This window comes from Pelagibius marinus, from assembly GCF_014925385.1.
GTDB lineage: Bacteria > Pseudomonadota > Alphaproteobacteria > Kiloniellales > Kiloniellaceae > Pelagibius > Pelagibius marinus.
Genome location: NZ_JACSDK010000001.1, coordinates 572,809 through 591,743, shown reverse-complemented (window position 1 = coordinate 591,743; position 18,935 = coordinate 572,809). Strand labels below are relative to the sequence as shown.

The window sequence follows — 18,935 nt, the reverse complement described above, 5'->3', positions numbered from 1 at the left end:
AGATCGCCCCATGGTCCGTATCCTGGCAGCCGTCCTCGTCCTGCTGCTCGCCGCCTCCGGTCCCGCGCTGGCCCAGGGCAAGAGCAACGGCAAGGGCAAGGGCAACGGCAATCCCGGCAAGCCCAACGACGGCATGGCGACCGAAGACGTCGTCGAAGGCGTGACCGCCGGCGTGCTCGGCGCCATCCTCGACGACGACGAGAAGAAGATCATCCGCAACTATTTCGGCGAGAACCCCAAGGCCGCCGGCAAGGTGAAGGAACTGCCCCCGGGCATCCGCAAGAAGATCGCCCGTGGCGGCACCATGCCCCCGGGCATCGCCAAGCAGGCCCTGCCCGACGGCCTGCACCGCCAGCTGCCGCAGCGCGACGGTTACGGCTACGAGATCGTCGGCACCGACGTGGTGCTGGTCGAGAACGCCACGCGCGTCGTCGTCGACGTGTTGAGGGACGTTCTGACCGGCAACTGAGCCCGCAGGGCTTTCCCGATTTCCGAAAAGAGTGGCCGCCCGGCGATGACCGGGCGGCCGCTTCCTTTATGCCGGGGCGTCTTCCGCCTTGCCGCCCGCTCTGCCGGGTGGCGGCGCCGGGACCCTTGCGAAGCCGGACCAGTCGATATTCCGCGTCGCGTACATGGTCAGCGCCAGGGCCGCCAGCAGCACCAGGCTGCCCGACAGGAGCGCGGCCTCCTCCATGCGCAGGACCAGGAACAGCAGCCCGTAGAGCGCCGCGGTGACGGAGAACAGCAGACCGGCGCGGCGCCAGCGCTTCAGGATGGCGGCGGCATAGAGGCTGATGATTCCCGCCACGACAGTCGCCGAGAGCATGTAGGCCGCCGCGAAGCCGACAACCTCCGCAAAGGCGACCAGATTGAGGAAGAACAGCACCAACGCCGCGCCGACCAGCAGGTACTGCACAGGATGGATCGCCACGCCGAGCAGCACCTCGAAGAGAAACAGCACCAGAAAGGTCAGCGCGATGAACAAGGCGCCATACTTCACGCTGCGTTCGCTGAGGCGGTAGAAGTCGACCGGATCGAGGAACATCACCCCGACCACCGCGTCTTGCCAATCGGACGGTGGCGGATCGAAGCTGCTCCAGCGTTGCGGCAGGGTGTGGGAGAGATGCGAGACACGCCATTCGGCGCTGAATCCGGGTCCGCCGACCTCTTGCGCTTGCGGCAGGGCGCTGCCGTCAAAGGAGGGCGACCGCCAATTGCCGGCGATCTTCAGATTGTTCTGCCGGCCGACCGGCAAGAGCGACAGGGCCGCACTGCCGCGCAGAGTCATCTGCACCTCGAAGGCATCCTCGCCTCTTCCGGCGAAAGCCTGAACCGGCCAGTGCAGGCCTTCAAGATTGAGAAAGCCTGCGGGCACCCCTGGTTCCGCGTCGACGGCCTGGCCGCCCCAGTCCAGAGAGACGTCCTCCTGCACACCGCCGGGGTCGCCGAGCCCAAGGACCAGCGTTGCCAGGTCCGGCCGCAGGCGCCAACCATCGTCAACAGGAACCCGCTCGAAGGAGGCTTCAGAAAAGCTGCCGGAAAGGCGGAGCTTCGCCGTGTAGATCTCCGCATCGAAGATGCCGCGCGAACGGGTTTCTGTCGCCGTCTCGGCCGTCGCGGTGAAAGAGTCGGGCAGCAGCACATAGGTCCGCTGCATCGGACCGCCCTGTGGATTGTTGGGATTGACGCGATCGGCAGGCAACAGCAAAAGGGGGCCGCGCAGCGTCTGCGGCCCCGACCACTTGCCGGCGATCTCCCGGGTGACTTCCTGCGCCCGCTCGGCTCGCTCCTGGATCACCCCCAGCACCAGGTGCAGAGGAATGAGCAGCACCAGTCCGGCCACGATGATGATCACGACCTTGGTGCCGAGGCCACCCGCAGCGGCGAACGGCAAAACGGATTTCTTCTCCAAAGCAAAGGCCCTCCCGCTTGTTGCGGTATGCCTTCTAAGTGGCGAGATGGGAGAAGGACCGGCGACAACAAGGCGATTGCAGGGCCTTTGCCGCCGCGATTGAGGCAAGCGTGGCGGGGCCGGCTGCTTTACGCTCCGCCGCGGCGTCCCAGCAGCGCCAGGATCAGCGGGCCGGTGAGCACGCCGAGGCCCATCAGGGCGAAGGCGAGGCCCCAGGCCAGGCCCGCGCCGCTGCCGCCGAAGAGGTCCAGCACCACGCCGAAGGCCAGCGGCGCGACGAAGCCGCTGCCGAAGCCGAGCAGGGAATGCAGCGCCATGGTGGCGCCGCGGCGTTCCGGCGTGGCGGCGATCACCGTGCCGGCGGTGAGCGCGCCGGAGTCGGCCATGATAACGCAGCCGTAGATCACCAGCAGCGCGCCCAGCAGCCAAAGCGGCGCTGCGGCCAGGAAACCGATCACCAGGGAGATGGCGCCGGAGGCGATCATGAAGCCGGCGATGGCGCGCCGCCGCCCGAAGGCCGTGGCGATCTCGTTGCCGAGGATCGAGGCCGGCATGCCGAGCAGCAGGATCACCGTCGCCACCTGGGTCGGCGTCCAGGGCCCGGCGGCCAGGGCCGGCTGCTGCGCGAAGACAAAGACCAGGAAGGCGACCAGCCAGGCGCGGAAGCCGAAAAGTTCCCAGATGTGCGCCGCGTAGCCCAGGGTGTAGGCCAGCGCCGCGCGGTTGCGCAGCACCGGGCGGAAGTCGAAGAGACCTTCCCGGCGTGGTGGCGCGGGCTTCAGCGGCAACGGGCGCACGAAGGCGGCGACCAGCGCGAAGGCGAGGAAGGAGCCGAAGGCGGCGGAGTAGAAGGCGGCGGGCCAGCCGGCCAGGACCTCGGCCTCGCCGGCCACCAGCACCGACAGGCTGGCGCCGATGCCGAAGAAGGCGGTGTAGACCGCCACCGCGCGCGGCCGGCGGCCTTCGTCCAGGCGATCGGAGAGGAGCTTCAGGCCCACCATGTAGGTGCCGGCCAGGCCGATCCCGCCCAGCACCCGGAAGGCCATGGCCGTCCACAGGCCCTGGGCCAGGAAGGCGAAGCCCAGCGCGGCCAGCCCGCCCAGCAGGCAGGAGGCGAGGTAGACCCGGCGCGCGTCCAGCCGGTCGGTCACGGTGACCAGCAGCGGCACCGCCGCCGCATAGCCGGCGTAGTAGATGCCGCTGATCCAGCCCGCCTCCGCGCCGCTCAGCCCCCACAGCGGTTGCAACACCGGGATCAGCGCCGGGAAGGCGGCGTTGTTCAACATGCCCAGCACCTGGGTGGCGCAGAGCAGCGCCACCAGGACCCAACCGCGCGCCCCGCCGCGCCTGTCGCTTGCTTGCGTCATCTGTTCCCGGCTGAGCCGCCGCCGAAGGGCGCCGGCAAAAAAAGATTCCCCAATTGCCCGCCCCGCAGGGCCGTGAGGGCTGTTATACTCCGCGCCATGACCCCCGCACTTGTTATCTTTGATTGCGATGGCGTTCTCGTCGACAGCGAAGCCATCTCCAACCGCATCATGGCCGAAGCCATCACGGCCGCCGGTGTTCCCATGACCTATGAAGAGTGCCGCGCGCGCTTTGTCGGCGGCGCCCTTCAGCGGGTCATCGACACGGTGGAGCAGTGGCGCGGCGCGCCGCTGCCGCCGGGCTGGAAGGATGACTTCGAGGCGCGGCGCAACGAGGCCCTGCGCCGCGAGTTGACGGCGGTGCCCGGCGCCGCGGCGGCGGTCGAGGCGATCCGCGCCAGCGAGACGCCGGTCTGCGTCGCCTCCTCCGGCAGCCTGGAGAAGATGAACCTGACGCTGGGCCTGACCGGGCTGAAGGCCTGTTTCGGCGACAACCTCTTCTCGGCCACCATGGTGGCGCACGGCAAGCCGGAACCGGACCTCTTTCTCTATGCCGCCGAGCAGATGGGCCAGGTGCCGGAGAACTGCGTGGTGGTGGAGGACAGCCTGCTGGGCGTCACCGCCGCCGTCGCCGCCGGCATGCGGGTGCTGGCCTACACCGCCGAGACCGACGCCGACGCCCTGACGGCCGCCGGCGCCCAGACCTTCGAGAACATGGCCGAACTGCCGGAACTGATCGGCATCCAGCCGGCCCTCAGTTGGGTGGACTAGAGGGCCCGGCCGAGGGGCTCAGCCGGACAGCGTCAGCACCACCGGCGCCATGGAAAGCACCAGCAGCAACGCCATCACCAGATTGAAGCGGCGCAGCCGCCGTGGCTCGTTCAGCAGGCGGCGCAGGGCCATGCCGGAGGCGGCCCAGAGGCTGATGCTGGGCAGGTTCACCAGCGCGAAGAAGAAGATCACCAGCAGCAGGCTGGCCGCGGTGTCGGCCGTCGCGGCCCCGGGCGCCGGCGCCGCGTAGGAAACGGTGACGATCAGCGCCACGGCCCAGGCCTTGGGGTTCAGCCACTGCAGCAGCGCCGCCTGGAAAAATCCGAAGGGCCGCGCCGCGCTCTCCTCTGCCTCGCCCAGCTTCGGCGAAGAGGTGGCGATCTTCCAGGCCAGCCACAGCACATAGGCGATGCAGGCGATCTTCAGCGCCCCGTAGACCGCCGGGAAGCGCTGCAGCAGCGGCCCCAGCCCCATGCCGACTAGGAAGACCATGGTGAGGAAGCCGGCGCTGATGCCGAGCACCAGCGGCAGCGTACGGCGGAAGCCGAAGTTGGCGCCGGAGGCCAGCAGCAGGAAGTTGCCCGGGCCCGGCGAGACCGAGGTGACGAAGGCGAAGCCGGCCAGGGCCAACAGCAGATCCGAGGTCAGGGGAAAGGTCATCGGAAGCGCGCACTCCGCGGCAGGGGAACGCGAAGCTTGCCCCAAGGCGGCGCCTGCGTAACTGTTCACCGGTCCGGCTTTCTTATCCAATCGTCTCAAAGGGAGGACAAGTGGATAAACCAGACCTGCTGAGTGAGGTCTTTGCCAGCCTGCGCCTGACCAGCGACCTCTATTTCCGCGCCGACCTGGCCGGGCCCTTCGCGGTGGAGGTGCCGGCCGAGCGGCGGCTGGTGCGCTTCCACTACCTGCGGCGCGGCAGCTGCTGGCTGCGCAGCCCGGCGGCGGAGACGCCCCTGCAGCTGGGCGAAGGCGACCTGGCGATCCTGCCCAACGGCAGCGCCCACGTCCTGGCCGACGACCCGGCGCGCCCGGCGCTGCCCCTGGCCGAGCTGCTGGCCGCCGCGCCGCCGGACGACTCCGGCCTGCTGCGCCACGGCGCGGGCGCCGGGCGGGTGGAGCTGCTGTGCGGTTTCTGTCAGTTCGACGAGGACATCGAGCATCCGGTGATCGCCAGCCTGCCGGCGATGATGGTGCTGCGCCCGCAGGACCTGGGGGCCGCGCCCTGGACGCTGGCGGCGCTGCGCCTGCTGGGCCTGGAAAGCGAGTTGGCCGGCGAGGGCATGCAGGCCATCCTCAGCCGCCTGCTGGAAGTCCTCTTCATCCAGGCCCTGCGCCAGAGCGGCGCCGAACCGGAAACCGCGCCCGGCTACCTCGCCGCCCTGGCCGACCCGCAGCTCTCCAAAGCGCTGGCGGCCATGCACCGCGAGGCGGCGCGGGACTGGACAGTGGGGGAGCTGGCGAGGCTGGCGGGCATGTCGCGGGCGCGCTTCGCCGCGGCCTTCGCCCGGCGCGTCGGCCTGGCGCCCATCGCCTACCTGACCCGCTGGCGGCTGATGAAGGCCCGGCGCCTGCTGCGCGAGAGCGGTCTGTCGACGCAGGAGATCGCCGCGCGCTGCGGCTATGCCTCCCTGCCCTCCTTCACCCGGCGCTACAAGGCGGCCTTCGGCATCGGGCCCGGCGCCTACCGTCGTGCAACGAAGACACCCTGACGGAACGCGCGGCCCATCGGTCAGGGAGCGGGCTGCGGAACGGCCAGCAGAGCAAGAGCAGAACGGTTCGAGACGCGGCAATATCTCCGGCAGCTCAAACCGGCGAGCCGCCGCGTGCCCTGAGGTTGGCGAGAAAGGCACGCCGCGTCCTGGGCCCAAAGGTGAGGTAGTGCGGATTCGGCTGCTGGCGATAGGCGCTGCGGCGGCGCTCGATAGCATCGCGACGGGCGCGCCGCAGCGCTTCTTCCACGTCGATGCCGTAGGGTCGGGTCGCGTTGAGGCCGAAGATACGGGCGCGCAACTCCGGGGTCATCTTCGGATAGCCGTATCTCTCCTGGAACTCTTCGGAGATCTGGAAACTGCGTAAAGCCTGAATCTGGTCCTGGGGCGAGCCGTACCAGATGCAGTCGGAACCATAGAGCACGTTCTTCTCGCCGATGTGCCTGACCAGCTTGCCGATGATGTGCGCCGCCATTTCTGGATCCCGCAAGGCATAGCGCCAGGTGCTGCCCAGCTCCGCGTAGACGTTGCTGTTGCGCGCGACCCCGTTCTCCTCCACCGAGCGGATAAGCTCGTCAACGCCCTCGCCGCGGCCCGGGTCGTAGGGTCCCTCCTTCTGGCCGGCGATGAAGCCCGAGTGGTAGATCAGGAAATTCACGTCCGGAAACATCCTGGCGACGATGCCGACGTCGCTGGCTAGGGAGTGGCGGTACGACTTCTGCCCGAAAGGCAGCCCCTTGTGCACGCAGATGTTCTTCACCCCCAGCGCGCGCGCCTTCTCGATCATTTTGAGGCCGGTGTCCTCATCGTGCAGAAAGAAGCCGCGACCGTCCGGCCCCCACTGGGTGTAGCACTTCCAGGCGACCACGCCCCACTTCTCTGCCAGTTCGTCCATGCCCTCCAGGTCGCCCTCCTGGTTCGGATTGGCGCGGCCATGGATCAGCAATCGCTTGGTGCCCTCCATCTCGTCGATGATGCGCCGCGCTTCGTCGGCCTCCTGGATGGTCAGCAGTTCCTTTTCCCGGCGCGAGGGAATGAAGGACAACACCATCATGTCGGTGTCGGAATCGAGGAAGATGTCCTTGATGAACTGCTGTGCGTCGCCCAGCCCTGTACGTCCCAGGCCGTGCTGGCCGACGAAATGCCCCTGGACGTCGAAGACGAACTCACGGCCCTCCAGGCCCTCGGCGGCGGCCTCCGGATCGACGGCGGCGACCTCCTCCAGTTCGAAAAAGCCGCCGGTCCGGCCGGCGGCGGCGTTGGCCCTGTTGTGGGCGAGCAGGGTGCTGGCGGCACCGCAGGCGGAGACCATGAAGCTGCGGCGGCCGAGTCCGCGCCGCCTGGCGTTCTCCCCCGCGGCTTCTTGGGCAAGACGGTTCGCCAGCCGGTTGGTGGCATCCAGCGGCACCGGCGCAAACTCACCGTTGGAGGTGGAGTCCAGCTTGATCGGAAGGCGCGTGCCCTCCGGATCCCAGTCGCGCATGAAAGCATTGCGTGCCATGGATCGCGCCCTTCCTGTCCGGCAGCCAACATAAGTGAGCTGTCGCGGCGGCCGGGCAAGTCAAGCGCCGGCGCAGATATTCCTAGGGCCCGGCCGCGCCCGCCGCGTCAGGAGTGGATGGCGCGGCCGTCGGCGGCCAGCGCGGCTTCCTTCACCGCTTCGCCCATGGAGGGATGCGAGTGGCAGGTGCGGGCGATGTCCTCCGCCGAGCCGCCGAACTCCATGATGGTGACGCACTCGGCCAGGATGTCGCCGGCCAGCGGGCCGACGATGTGCACGCCCAGCACCTTGTCCGTGCGCTTGTCGGCCAGCACCTTGACCACGCCGTCGGTGTCGCCCACTGCGCGGGCGCGGCTGTTGGCCATGAAGGAGAACTTGCCGACCTTGTAGTCGATGCCGGCTTCCTTCAGCTGCTCCTCGGTCTTGCCGACGCCGGCGACCTCCGGCCAGGTGTAGACCACGCCCGGCACCAGGTTGTAGTCGAGGTGGCTCTTCTGGCCGGTCATGCGCTCGACCGCGACCACGCCGTCCTCCTCGGCCTTATGCGCCAGCATGGGGCCGGGCACGCAGTCGCCGATGGCGTAGATGCCCTCGACCGAGGTCTGGTAGTTCCCGTCGACCTGGATGACACCGCGGTTGTCCATGGCGACGCCCAGTTCCTGCAGGCCCAGTCCCTCGGTGAAAGGCCGCCGCCCGATGGCCACCAGCACCACGTCGGCCTTCAGCTCTTCGGCGTCGCCGCCCTTGGCCGGTTCCAGCGTCAGCGTCACGCCGGCCTTACCGTTCTTGGCGCCGGTCACCTTGGTGCCCAGCTTGAACTTCAGGCCCTGCTTGCCGAGGATGCGCTGGGTCTGCTTGGCGATGTCGCCGTCCATGCCGGGCAGAATGCGGTCGAGGAATTCCACCACCGTCACCTCGGCACCGAGGCGCGACCATACCGAGCCCATCTCCAGGCCGATGACGCCGGCGCCGATCACCACCATCTGGCCCGGCACCTTGTCGAGCGCCAGTGCGCCGGTGGAGGTGACGACCTGCTTCTCGTCGGTGTCGACACCGGGCAGCGGCGTGGACTCGGAGCCGGTGGCGATGAGGATCTTCTTGGCCGCGAGGGTCTCCTCGCCGCCGTCGGCCAGCTTCACCTTGACGCTGCCCACGGCGGGGATCGAGCCCCAGCCCTTCACGTAGTCGACCTTGTTCTTCTTGAACAGCAGCTCGATGCCGCCGGTCAAGCCCCGCACGACCTTGTCCTTGCGTTCCATCATCGCCGCGACGTCGAGGCCCAGGCCCTCCACCTTGATGCCGTGCTCGGCGAAGTGCTTGGCCGCGTCGGCGTACTTCTCGGAAGACTGCAGCAGCGCCTTGGAGGGGATGCAGCCGACATTGAGGCAGGTGCCGCCCAGCGCCCCGCGCCCCTCGACGCAGGCCGTCTTCATGCCGAGCTGCGCGGCGCGGATCGCGGCCACGTAGCCGCCGGGACCGCCGCCGATCACCACCAGGTCGTACTGCTTGTCGCTCATGATTTTCTCTTCCTCGGGCGCGCTACAAGAGGTCTGAATTTCCGCCCAACATGCCGCAGCAGCCCCGGGGGAACAAGACTGCAGCAAGCAGGCCAGCCATTCGCCAGTGAGGCGGCTTCGGCGGAGCGGGCGATGCGGAAGAGATAGAAGCGCGGAACGCGCGCCTTCAAGCGCGCGCCCCGGCAGTCAGGCAGGTGGCCGGAAGGGGTGCCGGCTCAGCGCAGGGACATCAGGCGGATCATGGTGCGGGGGTCATCCTGGTAGACCGGGCCCTCGGCCGGGCCGATCCCGACGTCGCGCCGCTGTTCCGGGGTCAGTCCGGCCAGGGCGCGCCGGGTGCCCGCGCGGCGCAGGTAGCGCAGCAGGTAGTCGGAGATCGTGGTCGGCGTGGCCGGCCGGCAGGGGCTGGGGGCGTGGATCGCGGTGCTGGTCATGGGGATCTCTCCGGGTTCGGGGACGGTGCTTCTCGGCGACGTTTCAAGAACTGGCCCAAAGATCGGCCCCAGGCGTTTCAGGGAAGGGCTGCACGGCGCGAAAGGCCGATGAAAAATCATGGCCGCAGCGTGAAATATGCGTAAAATCAGCCTGAACAGCCGCCCCAGTCCGGATCTGCAAAGGTCTCGCGCATGCCCTTAGCCCTCTTCGGCGGCATCACTGTCACCGCCCCGTCCGGCGACGCCGTTACCCTGCCGACCCGCAAGACCGCCCTGGTCCTGGCAGTCCTGGCGCTGCTGGGCGACAAGGGCGCGACCCGCGACGCCCTGGCGGAGTGGATCTGGCCGGAGCGCGCCGAAGGCCAGGGCAAGTCCAGCCTGCGCCAGGCCCTGACCGCGATCCGCAAGGCCTTGCCGGCGGTGCTGGACGGCGCCGCTGTGGAAACCGAACAGGACACGGTGAAGCTGAGCGGCGGGGCGGAACTCATCGACCTGCACCGCTTCGAGGCCTTGGCACGGGGGGGCGGGCGCGGCGCCCTGGCAGAGGCCGCTGGCCTCTACAGCGGCGAGCTGCTGGAGGGCATCCCGCTCAGCGGATCCCTGGAGCACCTCGTGGCCGCACAGCGCGCGCAGCTGCGCCAGGAGGCGCTGGAGCTCGCCGAGCGCTTGAGCGAAGAGGCCGGACTGTCAAAGAGCGAGCAGGCCGCCTGCGAGGCTCTGGCGAACCGGCTGCTGGCCAAGGACCCGGCGGCCGAAGCCGCCCACCGCGCCCTCATCCGCCTGCGCCTGGCCGAGGGCCAGCCCAACGCCGCCCGGCGCCAGCTGGAGCGCTGCGCCGAGGCGGTCCTGCGCGACCTGGGGGTCGAGCCGGAGGCCCGCACCCTGGCGCTGCTCGACGATGGGGCTCCGCCGCCGGCAGGTCCCGGCGGGCAGACGGCGCCGGAGGCGCCCGCCGAACCCGCCGCGGCCAAGGCCGCCAGCGACCGCCACGGCCAGCCGAGTGTGGTGGTCATGCCCTTCGACGATCTGGGCGGCCAGGAGGGCGACTTCTTCGCCGATGGCGTGGTGGAGGAGATCACTTCCGCGCTGTCGCGCATCAAGGATTTCTTCGTTATCGCCCGCCAGTCGGCCTACAGCTACAAGGGCCGCTTCGTCGACGTGCGCGAGGTCGGCCGCGACCTGGGCGTGGACTATGCCGTGGAAGGCACCGTGCGGCGCGGCGGCGAGCGGGTGCGCATCACCGTGCAGCTGGTGGAGACGGAAAGCGGCCGGCAGCTGTGGTCGGAGCGCTACGAGGACAACCGCTCGGAGCTCTTCGACCTGCAGGACCGCATCGCCTCCCAGGTGGCCGGCGCCATCAACCCCTCGATCCGCGCCTCGGAGATCGAACGGGCAAAACAGACACCGCCGGAGGACCTGCAGGCCTACGACCTGATGCTGCAGGCCCTGCCGCACTTCTGGGCCCACCGCAAGGAAGACAATCTGACGGCCCTGAAGCTCTTCGACAGGGCGCTGGAGCGCGATCCGGACTATGGCGTGGCCCTCGCGTTCAAAGCCTGGTGCCATGCCCAGCAGGCTTGCTACCTCTGGACCGACGACCCGGCGCGCGAACGTGCTCAGGCCGTCGCGGCGGCCGAGCAGGCCGCCCTGAAAGTGCAGGACCACGCCACGGCCCTGGCCGCCATCGGCGCCGCCTACGGCATGACCACCTCGGATCTGGCGCGCGCCGAGGGCTTCATCGAGCGCAGTCTCGCCCTCGACCCCAACAACGCCTGGGGCTGGATGCGCGCGGGCTGGCAAAGGCTCTTCGCAAAGGACTTCGCGAGCGCCACCGCCAACTACAAGCGGGCGCTGGCCCTCAGCCCCTTCGACCCCTTTACCTTCAACATGCATTTCGGCCTGTCCATTGCCGAGGCGGAACAAGGCCACTACGAAAAGGCGATAGGGCTGGTCGAGCAGGGGCTACGCGAGGGGCCCGGCGTGACCTGGGCCTACCGCATGCTGGCGGCCTACCACGCGCAGTTGGGCAACAAGGAGAAGTCCGCCGAGGCCATGAACCAGTTCCTGCGTCACTATCCCGGGGTGACCATCGAGTTCATGCGCCAGAGCCTGCCACCCTCCCTGCACGACAGCACACCCGCCTACTGGGAGGGCATGCGCAAGGCCGGCTTTCCGGAAAAGTGAACCCGCGGCTCAGTTGAGCCGCGGCCCCGCGTCGTCTTCGGGCGACCCGGATTCCTTGCCCGCCGGCAGGGTGAGGTTGAAGCCGGCGCCCTTGGCGGGATCGAGCGGGGCCAGGGTGGCGACCAGGCCGCGGCGCTTCAGGTCCAGCAGGTGGCGGCCGAGGCGGCCGAAGAGGGTTTCGCCGCTGTCCGGGGTCGCCGGGTCGATGCGCAGCAGCACCGAGCGGCCGACGTCGCGGAAGCGCTGACGCTCCACCATGCGGTCGACGGAGGCGACGGCGTGGGCCAGGTCCAGGCCGGTCAGGTCCAGCTCGTAGTCGGCCTCGCCCTGGCGGTCGAGCAGACGCTCCAGGCGCCGGCTCTCCGACCCGCTGAGGCTGTCATCGTCGTTCGCGCCGCCGTCGTCGGCCATTACATGCCGATCAGCAGGCGCTGCGGATCCTCGATGGCTTCCTTGACGCGCACCAGGAAGGTGACGGCCTCGCGGCCGTCGATGATGCGGTGATCGTAGGACAGCGCCAGGTACATCATCGGGCGGATCTCGACCTTGCCGTCCACCGCCACCGGGCGCTGCTGGATCTTGTGCAGACCCAGGATGGCGGACTGCGGCATGTTGAGGATCGGCGTCGACATCATGGAGCCGAAGACACCGCCGTTGGTGATGGTGAAGGTGCCGCCGGTCATCTCGTCCATGGAGATCTTGCCCTCGCGGCCTTTGGCGGCCAGCTCGCCCAGCGACTTCTCGATCTCGGCGAAGGACTTCTGATCGCAGTCGCGCACCACCGGCACCATCAGGCCGTTGGGCGTGGAGACCGCCATGCCGATGTCGTAGTAGTGGTTGTAGACGATCTCGTCGCCGTCGATGCGCGCGTTGACCGCCGGCAGTTCCTGCAGCGCGCCGACCACCGCCTTGGTGAAGAAGGAGGAAAAGCCGAGCTTCACGCCGTGCTTCTTCTCGAAGGCGTCCTTGTACTGGCTGCGCAGGGCCATGACCGCGCTCATGTCACACTCGTTGAAGGTGGTGAGCATGGCCGCGGTGTTCTGCGCCTCCTTCAGACGGCGCGCGATGGTCTGGCGCAGCTTGGGCATGCGCACCCGCTCCTCGCGCTTGACGCCCGAAGCTGCAGGGGCCGCCGGCGCAGCGGGCGCGGGGGCTGCAGGTGCAACTGCCGGCGCCTTGGCTTGAGCCGGGGCCGGCGCCGCCAGCGGCTGGGTCTTGCCCTCCAGGAAATTGATCACGTCTTCCTTGGTCAGGCGGCCGTCCTTGCCGCTCGCCGGGATCACCGCCGGGTCGAGGTTGTTCTCCTCCACCAGCTTGCGCACGGCGGGGCCGAGGTCGCCGACCGCCGCGCCTTCCAGGAAGGCCATGAGGTCGGCCTTGGTGATCTTGCCGCCGGTGCGCGGCGCGGCGGCGGGATCGAGCTTCTTGGCCTCACCGGCGGCGGGCGCCGCGGCCTTGGGCGCTTCGGACTTGGGCGCTTCGGACTTGGGCGCTGCGGACTTGGGCGCTGCGGTCTTGGCGGCGGGCGCAGCCGCGCCGGCGGAGAAGACGCCGAGCAGGGCGCCGACCTCCACGGTCGCGCCTTCCTCGGCGGCGATGGACTGCAGCGCGCCGGCGGCCGGGGCGTTGACCTCCAGGGTCACCTTGTCGGTTTCCAGCTCGACGAGGGGCTCGTCGGCAGCGGCGGCCTCGCCCGGCTGCTTCAGCCACTTGGCGACCGTCGCCTCGCTGACCGACTCGCCCAGGGTGGGCACCACCAGGTCCATGGCCTGGCCGTTGCCGCCCCCCGCGGCAGGGGCAGGGGCGGCCGGCTTGGGTTCTTCCTTAGGGGCCGCGGCCTTGGGCGCGTCCGCCGCCGACGCTTTCTCCTGGGGAGGGGGCGCCGCGCCCTCGCCTTCGCCGATGCGGCCCAGCAGGGCGCCGACCTCGACGTTCTCGCCCTCCCCGGCGATCACCTCGGCCAGCACGCCGGCGGTCGAGGCGTTCACCTCCAGGGTCACCTTGTCGGTTTCAAGCTCGACGATGGGTTCGTCGACGGCGACGGCGTCACCCGGCTGCTTCAGCCATTGGGCGACCGTCGCCTCGCTGACCGATTCGCCCAGGGTGGGCACCACGATATCTGTTGCCATTACTTTCTCGCTCTCTCGGGCAGGCGCTCTTTCGTAAGGTCGCGATTACTCAGCGGCCTGACCCTTGCTCCCAATCCGGGTACGCGCCTCGGTCTGCACCTTGCGCGATTCGATGCGGCCCATGCGCTTCTTACCCAGCGTGAGGGCATCGTCAAGCAGCGCGGCCTGCTCTTCGACGTGGCGCTTGTGGGACCCGGTCGCCGGCGAGGCCGCCGAGGGCCGCCCGGCGTAGCGCGGGCGCGGCTTCTCGAAGCCGATGTCCTCGGCCACCTCCTCGATGAAGGAGGAGACGAAGGCCCAGGGTCCCATGTTGCGGGGCTCTTCCTGGCACCACACCAGGTCGCAGTGCTTGTAGGGCTCCAGCTCCTGGGCCAGGGCGTCCACCGGGAAGGGGTAGAGCTGCTCCATGCGCAGGAAGTGGATGTCCTTGATACCGCGCTTCTCGCGCTCCTCCAGCAGGTCGTAGTAGACCTTGCCGGAGCAGAGCACCACCTGCTTGGCGTCCTTGGGCTCGCTCGGCAGGTTGTCGCAGTAGAGCACCCGGTGGAAGCAGCTGCCCGGCCCGAAAGACTCCAGGTCGGAGACGCAGCGCTTGTGGCGCAGCAGCGACTTCGGCGTGAAGACGATCAGCGGCTTGCGGAACTCGCGGTGCAGCTGGCGGCGCAGCACGTGGAAAAAATTGGCCGGCGTGGTGCAGTTCACGACCTGCAGGTTGTCCTCGGCGCAGAGCTGCAGATAACGCTCGATGCGCGCCGAGGAATGCTCCGGCCCCTGCCCCTCGTAACCGTGCGGCAGCAGCATAACCACGCCGGAGAGTCGCAGCCACTTGGACTCGCCCGAGGCGATGAACTGGTCGATGATGATCTGCGCGCCGTTGGAGAAGTCGCCGAACTGCGCTTCCCATATGGTCAGGGCGCGCGGCTCCGCCAGTGAATAGCCGTACTCGAAGCCCAGCACCGCCAGCTCACTGAGCGGCGAGTCGACGATTTCCAGCCGCGCCTGGTCGTCGCTGAGGTGGGCCAGCGGCTTGTAGGTCGCTTCCGTCTTCTGGTCGATCAGCGCGGCATGGCGATGGGAGAAGGTGCCCCGGTTGCTGTCCTGGCCCGACAGGCGCACAGGATGGCCCTCCACCAGCAGGGTGCCGAAGGCCAGCGCCTCTGCCAGCGCCCAGTCGATGTCCTTGCCGGTCTCGATCATTTTGCGCTTGGCGTCGAGCTGGCGTTGGATCTTGCGGTTCAGGTTGAAGTCGGCGGGCACCTTGGTCAGGCCCAGACCGACCTTCTTCAGGACCTCCGTGGCCACGGCGGTCTTGCCGCGCCGCGGATCGAAGCCGCGCGCCACGTCCAGGCCGGTCCAGGCGCCTTCCAGCCAGTCGGCCTTGTTGGGCTTGTAAGACTTGGCGGTCTGGAAGTCCTGCTCCAGACGGTCGTTCCACTCGCCGAACAGGCCCTGCACCTCTTCTTCGGTGCAGGTGTTCTCCTGGGCCAGCTTCTGGCCGTAGATCTGGCGCACCGTGTGGTGCTTGCCGATCGCCTTGTACATCAGCGGCTGGGTGAACGCGGGCTCGTCGCCCTCGTTGTGGCCGAAGCGGCGGTAGCAGAACATGTCGATGATGACGTCCTTGTGGAACGTCTGGCGGAACTCCGTGGCGATGCGCGCGACATGGGTCACGGCTTCCGGATCGTCGCCGTTCACGTGGAAGATCGGCGCCTGGATGATCTTCGCCACGTCCGAGCAGTAGGGCCCGGAGCGCGAGTTGATCGGGTTGGTGGTGAAGCCGATCTGGTTATTGACGATGAAGTGGATCGTACCGCCGATGCGGTAGCCCTTCAGCTCGGAAAGATCGAGGGTCTCCGGCACCAGGCCCTGGCCGGCGAAGGCCGCGTCGCCGTGCATCAGCAGCGCCATGACCTCGCTGCGGTCCTTGTACTTGCCCTGCTCCTGCTTGGCGCGAACCTTGCCGACCACCACAGGGTTGACCGCCTCCAGGTGAGATGGATTGGCGGTCAGCGAAAGATGGATTTTGTTGCCGTCGAACTCGCGGTCCGAGGAGGTGCCCAGGTGGTACTTCACATCACCGGAGCCGCCGACGTCCTCGGGGTGGGCCGCGCCGCCCTCGAACTCCGAGAAGATCGCCTGGAACGGCTTGCCCATGAAGTTGGCCAGCACGTTGAGGCGCCCGCGGTGGGGCATGCCGATGACCACCTCTTTCAGGCCCAATTGGCCGCCGCGCTTGAGGATCTGCTCCAGCGCCGGGATCATCGACTCTCCGCCGTCCAGGCCGAAACGCTTGGTGCCGGTGTACTTCTTGTTGAGGAACTGCTCGAAAGCCTCGGCCGCGGTCAGGCGCTCCAGGATGGCGCGCTTGCCGTTGACGGTGAAGTCCGGCTGGTTGCGGATCGATTCGATGCGCTCCTGGATCCAGGCCTTCTGGGCCGGGTCCTGGATGTGCATGAACTCCACGCCGATGGACCCGCAGTAGGTGGCACGCACCACTTCGACGATCTTGCGCAGGGTGGCGGTTTCCAGCCCCAGCACGTTGTCGATGAAGATCGGGCGGTCCATGTCCGCCTCGGTGAAGCCGTAGCTGCGCGGATCGAGCTCCGGATGGGGGTCGATCTTCTTCAGGCCCAGGGGATCGAGATTAGCCTCCAGGTGGCCGCGCACGCGGTAGGCGCGGATCAGCATCAGGGCGCGGATCGAATCCAGGGTCGCGGCGCGAACACTGTTGTCATTGACGTCGGCCCGGGCGGCCCCCGCCGCGAAGGCGGTCGCCGGAGCGGCGACCGCAGCAACGGCTTCGGCGGCGCCGGGGGCGCCGCCGTTCAATTTTTCGATGACCGCTTTGGCTTCGTCATCCAGGTCTGCGAAGAAGCTCTTCCATTGGTCATCCAACGATCCGGGATCCTGGATGTACTTATGGTAGAGATCCGCAAGCACCGCCGCCTGGGATTCCGAATAGATCGTCATAGCCTTTCCCGGCCTGGGCCGGGCAACCCCGACCCCAGGCCGCCTTCCGCGTGTCGCGCTGCTACCCCATGGCTTGCAGCATGGTCGAACCTAGACTGGCCGGCGAATCCGCCACCAGGAAACCGGCCGATTTAAGCGCCTCGATCTTGTCGCCGGCACCGCCCTTGCCGCCGGCGATGATCGCCCCGGCATGGCCCATCCGGCGGCCCGGAGGCGCCGTAACACCGGCGATGAAACCACAGATTGGTTTCTTAACCTTTGACGCCCGGTAGAATTCCGCGGCCTCTTCCTCGGCGGTTCCGCCGATTTCGCCGATCATGATGATACCTTCGGTCTTGGGATCGGCAAGGAAGGCGTCGAGGCAATCGATGAAATTAGTGCCGTTCACCGGGTCGCCGCCGATGCCCACACAGGTGGTCTGCCCCAGGCCGGCGGCCGTGGTCTGGGCCACGGCTTCATAGGTAAGCGTACCGGAGCGCGAGACCACGCCGATCTTGCCGGCCGAGTGGATGTGGCCCGGCATGATGCCGATCTTGCACTCGTCCGGGGTGATGATACCCGGGCAATTCGGCCCGATCAGGCGCGAGGAGGACCCGGCGAGGGCGCGCTTCACCTTCACCATGTCGAGCACGGGGATGCCTTCGGTGATGCAGACAATAAGATCTACCTCGGCGTCGATGGCTTCCAGGATGGCGTCGCCCGCGAAGGGCGGCGGCACGTAGATAACGCTAGCACTCGCACCGGTCTTTTCAACCGCTTCCGCGACCGTGTCGAAAACCGGCAGGTCCAGGTGGGTGGAGCCGCCCTTGCCGGGGGTCACGCCGCCGACCATCTTGGTGCCGTAGGCGATCGCCTGCTCGGAGTGGAAGGTGCCCTGCGCGCCGGTGAAACCCTGGCAGATGACCTTGGTGTTCTTGTCGACCATCACAGACATTAGGCAGCCTCCCGCACGGCCTTGACCACCTTTTCGGCGGCATCGGCCAGATTGTCGGCAGAGACGATCGGCAGGCCGGACTCGGCCAGGATCTTCTTGCCCAATTCCACGTTGGTTCCTTCAAGACGCACCACCAGCGGCACGTGCAGCGCCACCTCCTTGGCCGCCGCGACGACGCCTTCGGCGATCACGTCACAACGCATGATGCCGCCGAAGATGTTGACCAGGATGCCCTCCACGTTGGGATCGGAGAGGATGATCTTGAAGGCCGCGGTGACCCGCTCCTTGGTGGCGCCGCCGCCGACGTCCAGGAAGTTGGCCGGCTCGCTGCCGTACAGCTTGATGATGTCCATGGTGGCCATGGCCAGGCCCGCACCGTTGACCATGCAGCCGACCTGCCCGTCGAGCTTGATGTAGTTCAACTCGTGCTTGGCGGCCTCCAGCTCCATGGCGTCTTCTTCGTCCTCGTCGCGCATCTCGGCCACGTCCTTGTGGCGGAACAGCGCGTTGTCGTCGAAGTTCATCTTGGCGTCGAGGGCGATGACCTCGCCGGCGCCGGTGACCACCAGCGGGTTGATCTCGACGATCGAGGCGTCGAGCGCCAGGAAGGCGTTGTACATGGCCATCATGAACTTCACCGCCGCCGAGACCTGCTTGCCCTCCAGGCCCAGGCCGAAGGCGATCTTGCGGCCGTGGAAGGGCATGAAGCCGGTGGCCGGGTCGATGGCCAGCTTCAGGATCTTCTCCGGATGGGCCGCCGCGACCTCTTCGATCTCCATGCCGCCTTCGGTGGAGGCCATGAGGGTCACCCGGCTGGTCGCCCGGTCGATCAGCATGCCGAGGTAGAGCTCGCGCGCGATGTCGCAGCCTTCCTCGATGTAGAGGCGCTTGACCTCCTTGCCCGCGGGGCCGGTCTGCTTGGTGACCAGCGTGTGGCCCAGCATCTTGCCCGCATTGTCCTTGACCTCCGCAACGGACTTCACGACGCGCACGCCGCCCGGTCCCTCGGGATCGTCCTGGAAACGCCCGGCGCCGCGGCCGCCTGCATGGATCTGGGATTTCACGACCCAGAGGGAGCCGCCCAGTTCGTTCGCCGCGCTCTCGGCTTCCTCAGGCGTAAAAGCAACCGCCCCCCGGGGCACGGCTACACCGTACTTCGCCAACAGGCTCTTGGCCTGGTACTCGTGGATGTTCATTGACCGTCGCTTCAGTTTGGTTGGTGAAGATCAGGCATACCGGACAGGGCATTCCCAAGTGTTGTTCATGTATTTGCGTGAAACCCGCGCCGTCATCTCCGCAATCCTCCGACATCTCTGTCGGGCCGGCGTAACCGCCGGGATCGCTATGTTCGAGCGTTGTCCGGGACCCGCGCTACCTTACCACCCCGCACCCTCAGCGCAACCAGGCGAAAGCCTTGAAAAGTGCCGTTTTTCGGTCCGAAATTCGGCCCAGTTCCGGGCTTTATTTTAATCCAGTCGCGAAAGACCGCTTGATTCCTAACTACTTCTTC

Annotated in this window: 15 protein-coding genes; 4 read left to right on the top strand and 11 right to left on the bottom strand. The window is 68.0% G+C overall.

Translation table 11 applies throughout. The features are described from left to right. Positions 1-10: 10 nt before the first annotated feature. Positions 11-469, top strand: coding sequence for an anti-virulence regulator CigR family protein (locus tag H7X47_RS02875; RefSeq protein WP_193367089.1), 459 nt, complete (start codon positions 11-13; stop codon positions 467-469). Positions 470-535: 66 nt separating this feature from the next. Here H7X47_RS02875 and creD read toward each other — a convergent pair whose 3' ends face one another. Together creD and H7X47_RS02865 are read right to left on the bottom strand one after the other, a co-directional pair. Next, a complete protein-coding gene (creD, locus tag H7X47_RS02870; protein WP_193367088.1) occupies positions 536-1,894 on the bottom strand; it encodes a cell envelope integrity protein CreD in 1,359 nt (452 codons plus the stop codon). Between the two features lie 146 nt (positions 1,895-2,040). Then, a complete protein-coding gene (locus H7X47_RS02865) occupies positions 2,041-3,279 on the bottom strand; it encodes an MFS transporter (protein WP_193367087.1) in 1,239 nt (412 codons plus the stop codon). 96 nt (positions 3,280-3,375) lie between these two features. Here H7X47_RS02865 and H7X47_RS02860 point away from each other — a divergent pair, with 96 nt between their 5' ends. Further along, the gene (locus H7X47_RS02860; protein ID WP_193367086.1) at positions 3,376-4,047 is read left to right on the top strand and encodes an HAD family hydrolase; all 672 of its coding nucleotides are present in this window, start codon (positions 3,376-3,378) and stop codon (positions 4,045-4,047) included. An 18-nt stretch (positions 4,048-4,065) separates the two neighbouring features. Here the strand turns inward: H7X47_RS02860 and H7X47_RS02855 are convergent, their stop codons facing one another. Next, entirely contained in the window at positions 4,066-4,707 is a 642-nt protein-coding gene (locus tag H7X47_RS02855) for a LysE family translocator (RefSeq protein WP_193367085.1), read from the bottom strand. A gap of 110 nt (positions 4,708-4,817) precedes the next feature. Here H7X47_RS02855 and H7X47_RS02850 point away from each other — a divergent pair, with 110 nt between their 5' ends. Next, complete coding sequence (locus tag H7X47_RS02850; protein ID WP_193367084.1) at positions 4,818-5,756, top strand: AraC family transcriptional regulator; 939 nt, start codon at positions 4,818-4,820, stop codon at positions 5,754-5,756. A 94-nt stretch (positions 5,757-5,850) separates the two neighbouring features. Here the strand turns inward: H7X47_RS02850 and H7X47_RS02845 are convergent, their stop codons facing one another. The 3 genes from H7X47_RS02845 to H7X47_RS02835 form a co-directional block, all read right to left on the bottom strand. Then, positions 5,851-7,257 carry an amidohydrolase family protein gene (locus H7X47_RS02845; protein ID WP_227010126.1) on the bottom strand — a complete coding sequence of 469 codons (1,407 nt, stop codon included), beginning with the start codon at positions 7,255-7,257 and terminating at the stop codon, positions 5,851-5,853. Positions 7,258-7,364: 107 nt separating this feature from the next. Continuing rightward, positions 7,365-8,774 (bottom strand): dihydrolipoyl dehydrogenase, encoded by a 1,410-nt coding sequence (gene lpdA, locus H7X47_RS02840; protein WP_193367083.1) that lies wholly within the window; start codon positions 8,772-8,774, stop codon positions 7,365-7,367. Between the two features lie 215 nt (positions 8,775-8,989). Next, on the bottom strand, positions 8,990-9,208 hold the full coding sequence (locus H7X47_RS02835) for a YjiS-like domain-containing protein (protein ID WP_193367082.1): 219 nt from the start codon (positions 9,206-9,208) through the stop codon (positions 8,990-8,992). 192 nt (positions 9,209-9,400) lie between these two features. On the opposite strand from H7X47_RS02835, the gene H7X47_RS02830 reads away from it, so the two are divergent. Further along, a complete protein-coding gene (locus H7X47_RS02830; RefSeq protein WP_193367081.1) occupies positions 9,401-11,392 on the top strand; it encodes a BTAD domain-containing putative transcriptional regulator in 1,992 nt (663 codons plus the stop codon). A 9-nt stretch (positions 11,393-11,401) separates the two neighbouring features. On the opposite strand, the gene H7X47_RS02825 is transcribed toward H7X47_RS02830, so the two are convergent. The 5 genes from H7X47_RS02825 to sucC all read right to left on the bottom strand — a co-directional run bounded on the left by H7X47_RS02825 (position 11,402) and on the right by sucC (position 18,621). Then, positions 11,402-11,803: a hypothetical protein gene (locus tag H7X47_RS02825; RefSeq protein ID WP_227010125.1), complete on the bottom strand. Its 402-nt coding sequence runs from the start codon at positions 11,801-11,803 to the stop codon at positions 11,402-11,404. After that, on the bottom strand, positions 11,803-13,521 hold the full coding sequence (gene odhB, locus H7X47_RS02820) for a 2-oxoglutarate dehydrogenase complex dihydrolipoyllysine-residue succinyltransferase (protein ID WP_193367080.1): 1,719 nt from the start codon (positions 13,519-13,521) through the stop codon (positions 11,803-11,805). Before odhB ends, H7X47_RS02825 begins: the two co-directional genes overlap by 1 nt. A 45-nt stretch (positions 13,522-13,566) precedes the next feature. Then, positions 13,567-16,491 (bottom strand): 2-oxoglutarate dehydrogenase E1 component, encoded by a 2,925-nt coding sequence (locus H7X47_RS02815; RefSeq protein WP_193367079.1) that lies wholly within the window; start codon positions 16,489-16,491, stop codon positions 13,567-13,569. A gap of 61 nt (positions 16,492-16,552) precedes the next feature. Beyond that, positions 16,553-17,425, bottom strand: a complete 873-nt coding sequence (gene sucD, locus H7X47_RS02810) for a succinate--CoA ligase subunit alpha (RefSeq protein ID WP_193367078.1) — start codon at positions 17,423-17,425, stop codon at positions 16,553-16,555. Next, the gene (sucC, locus tag H7X47_RS02805) at positions 17,425-18,621 is read right to left on the bottom strand and encodes an ADP-forming succinate--CoA ligase subunit beta (protein WP_193367077.1); all 1,197 of its coding nucleotides are present in this window, start codon (positions 18,619-18,621) and stop codon (positions 17,425-17,427) included. Before sucC ends, sucD begins: the two co-directional genes overlap by 1 nt. Positions 18,622-18,935: the final 314 nt, after the last annotated feature.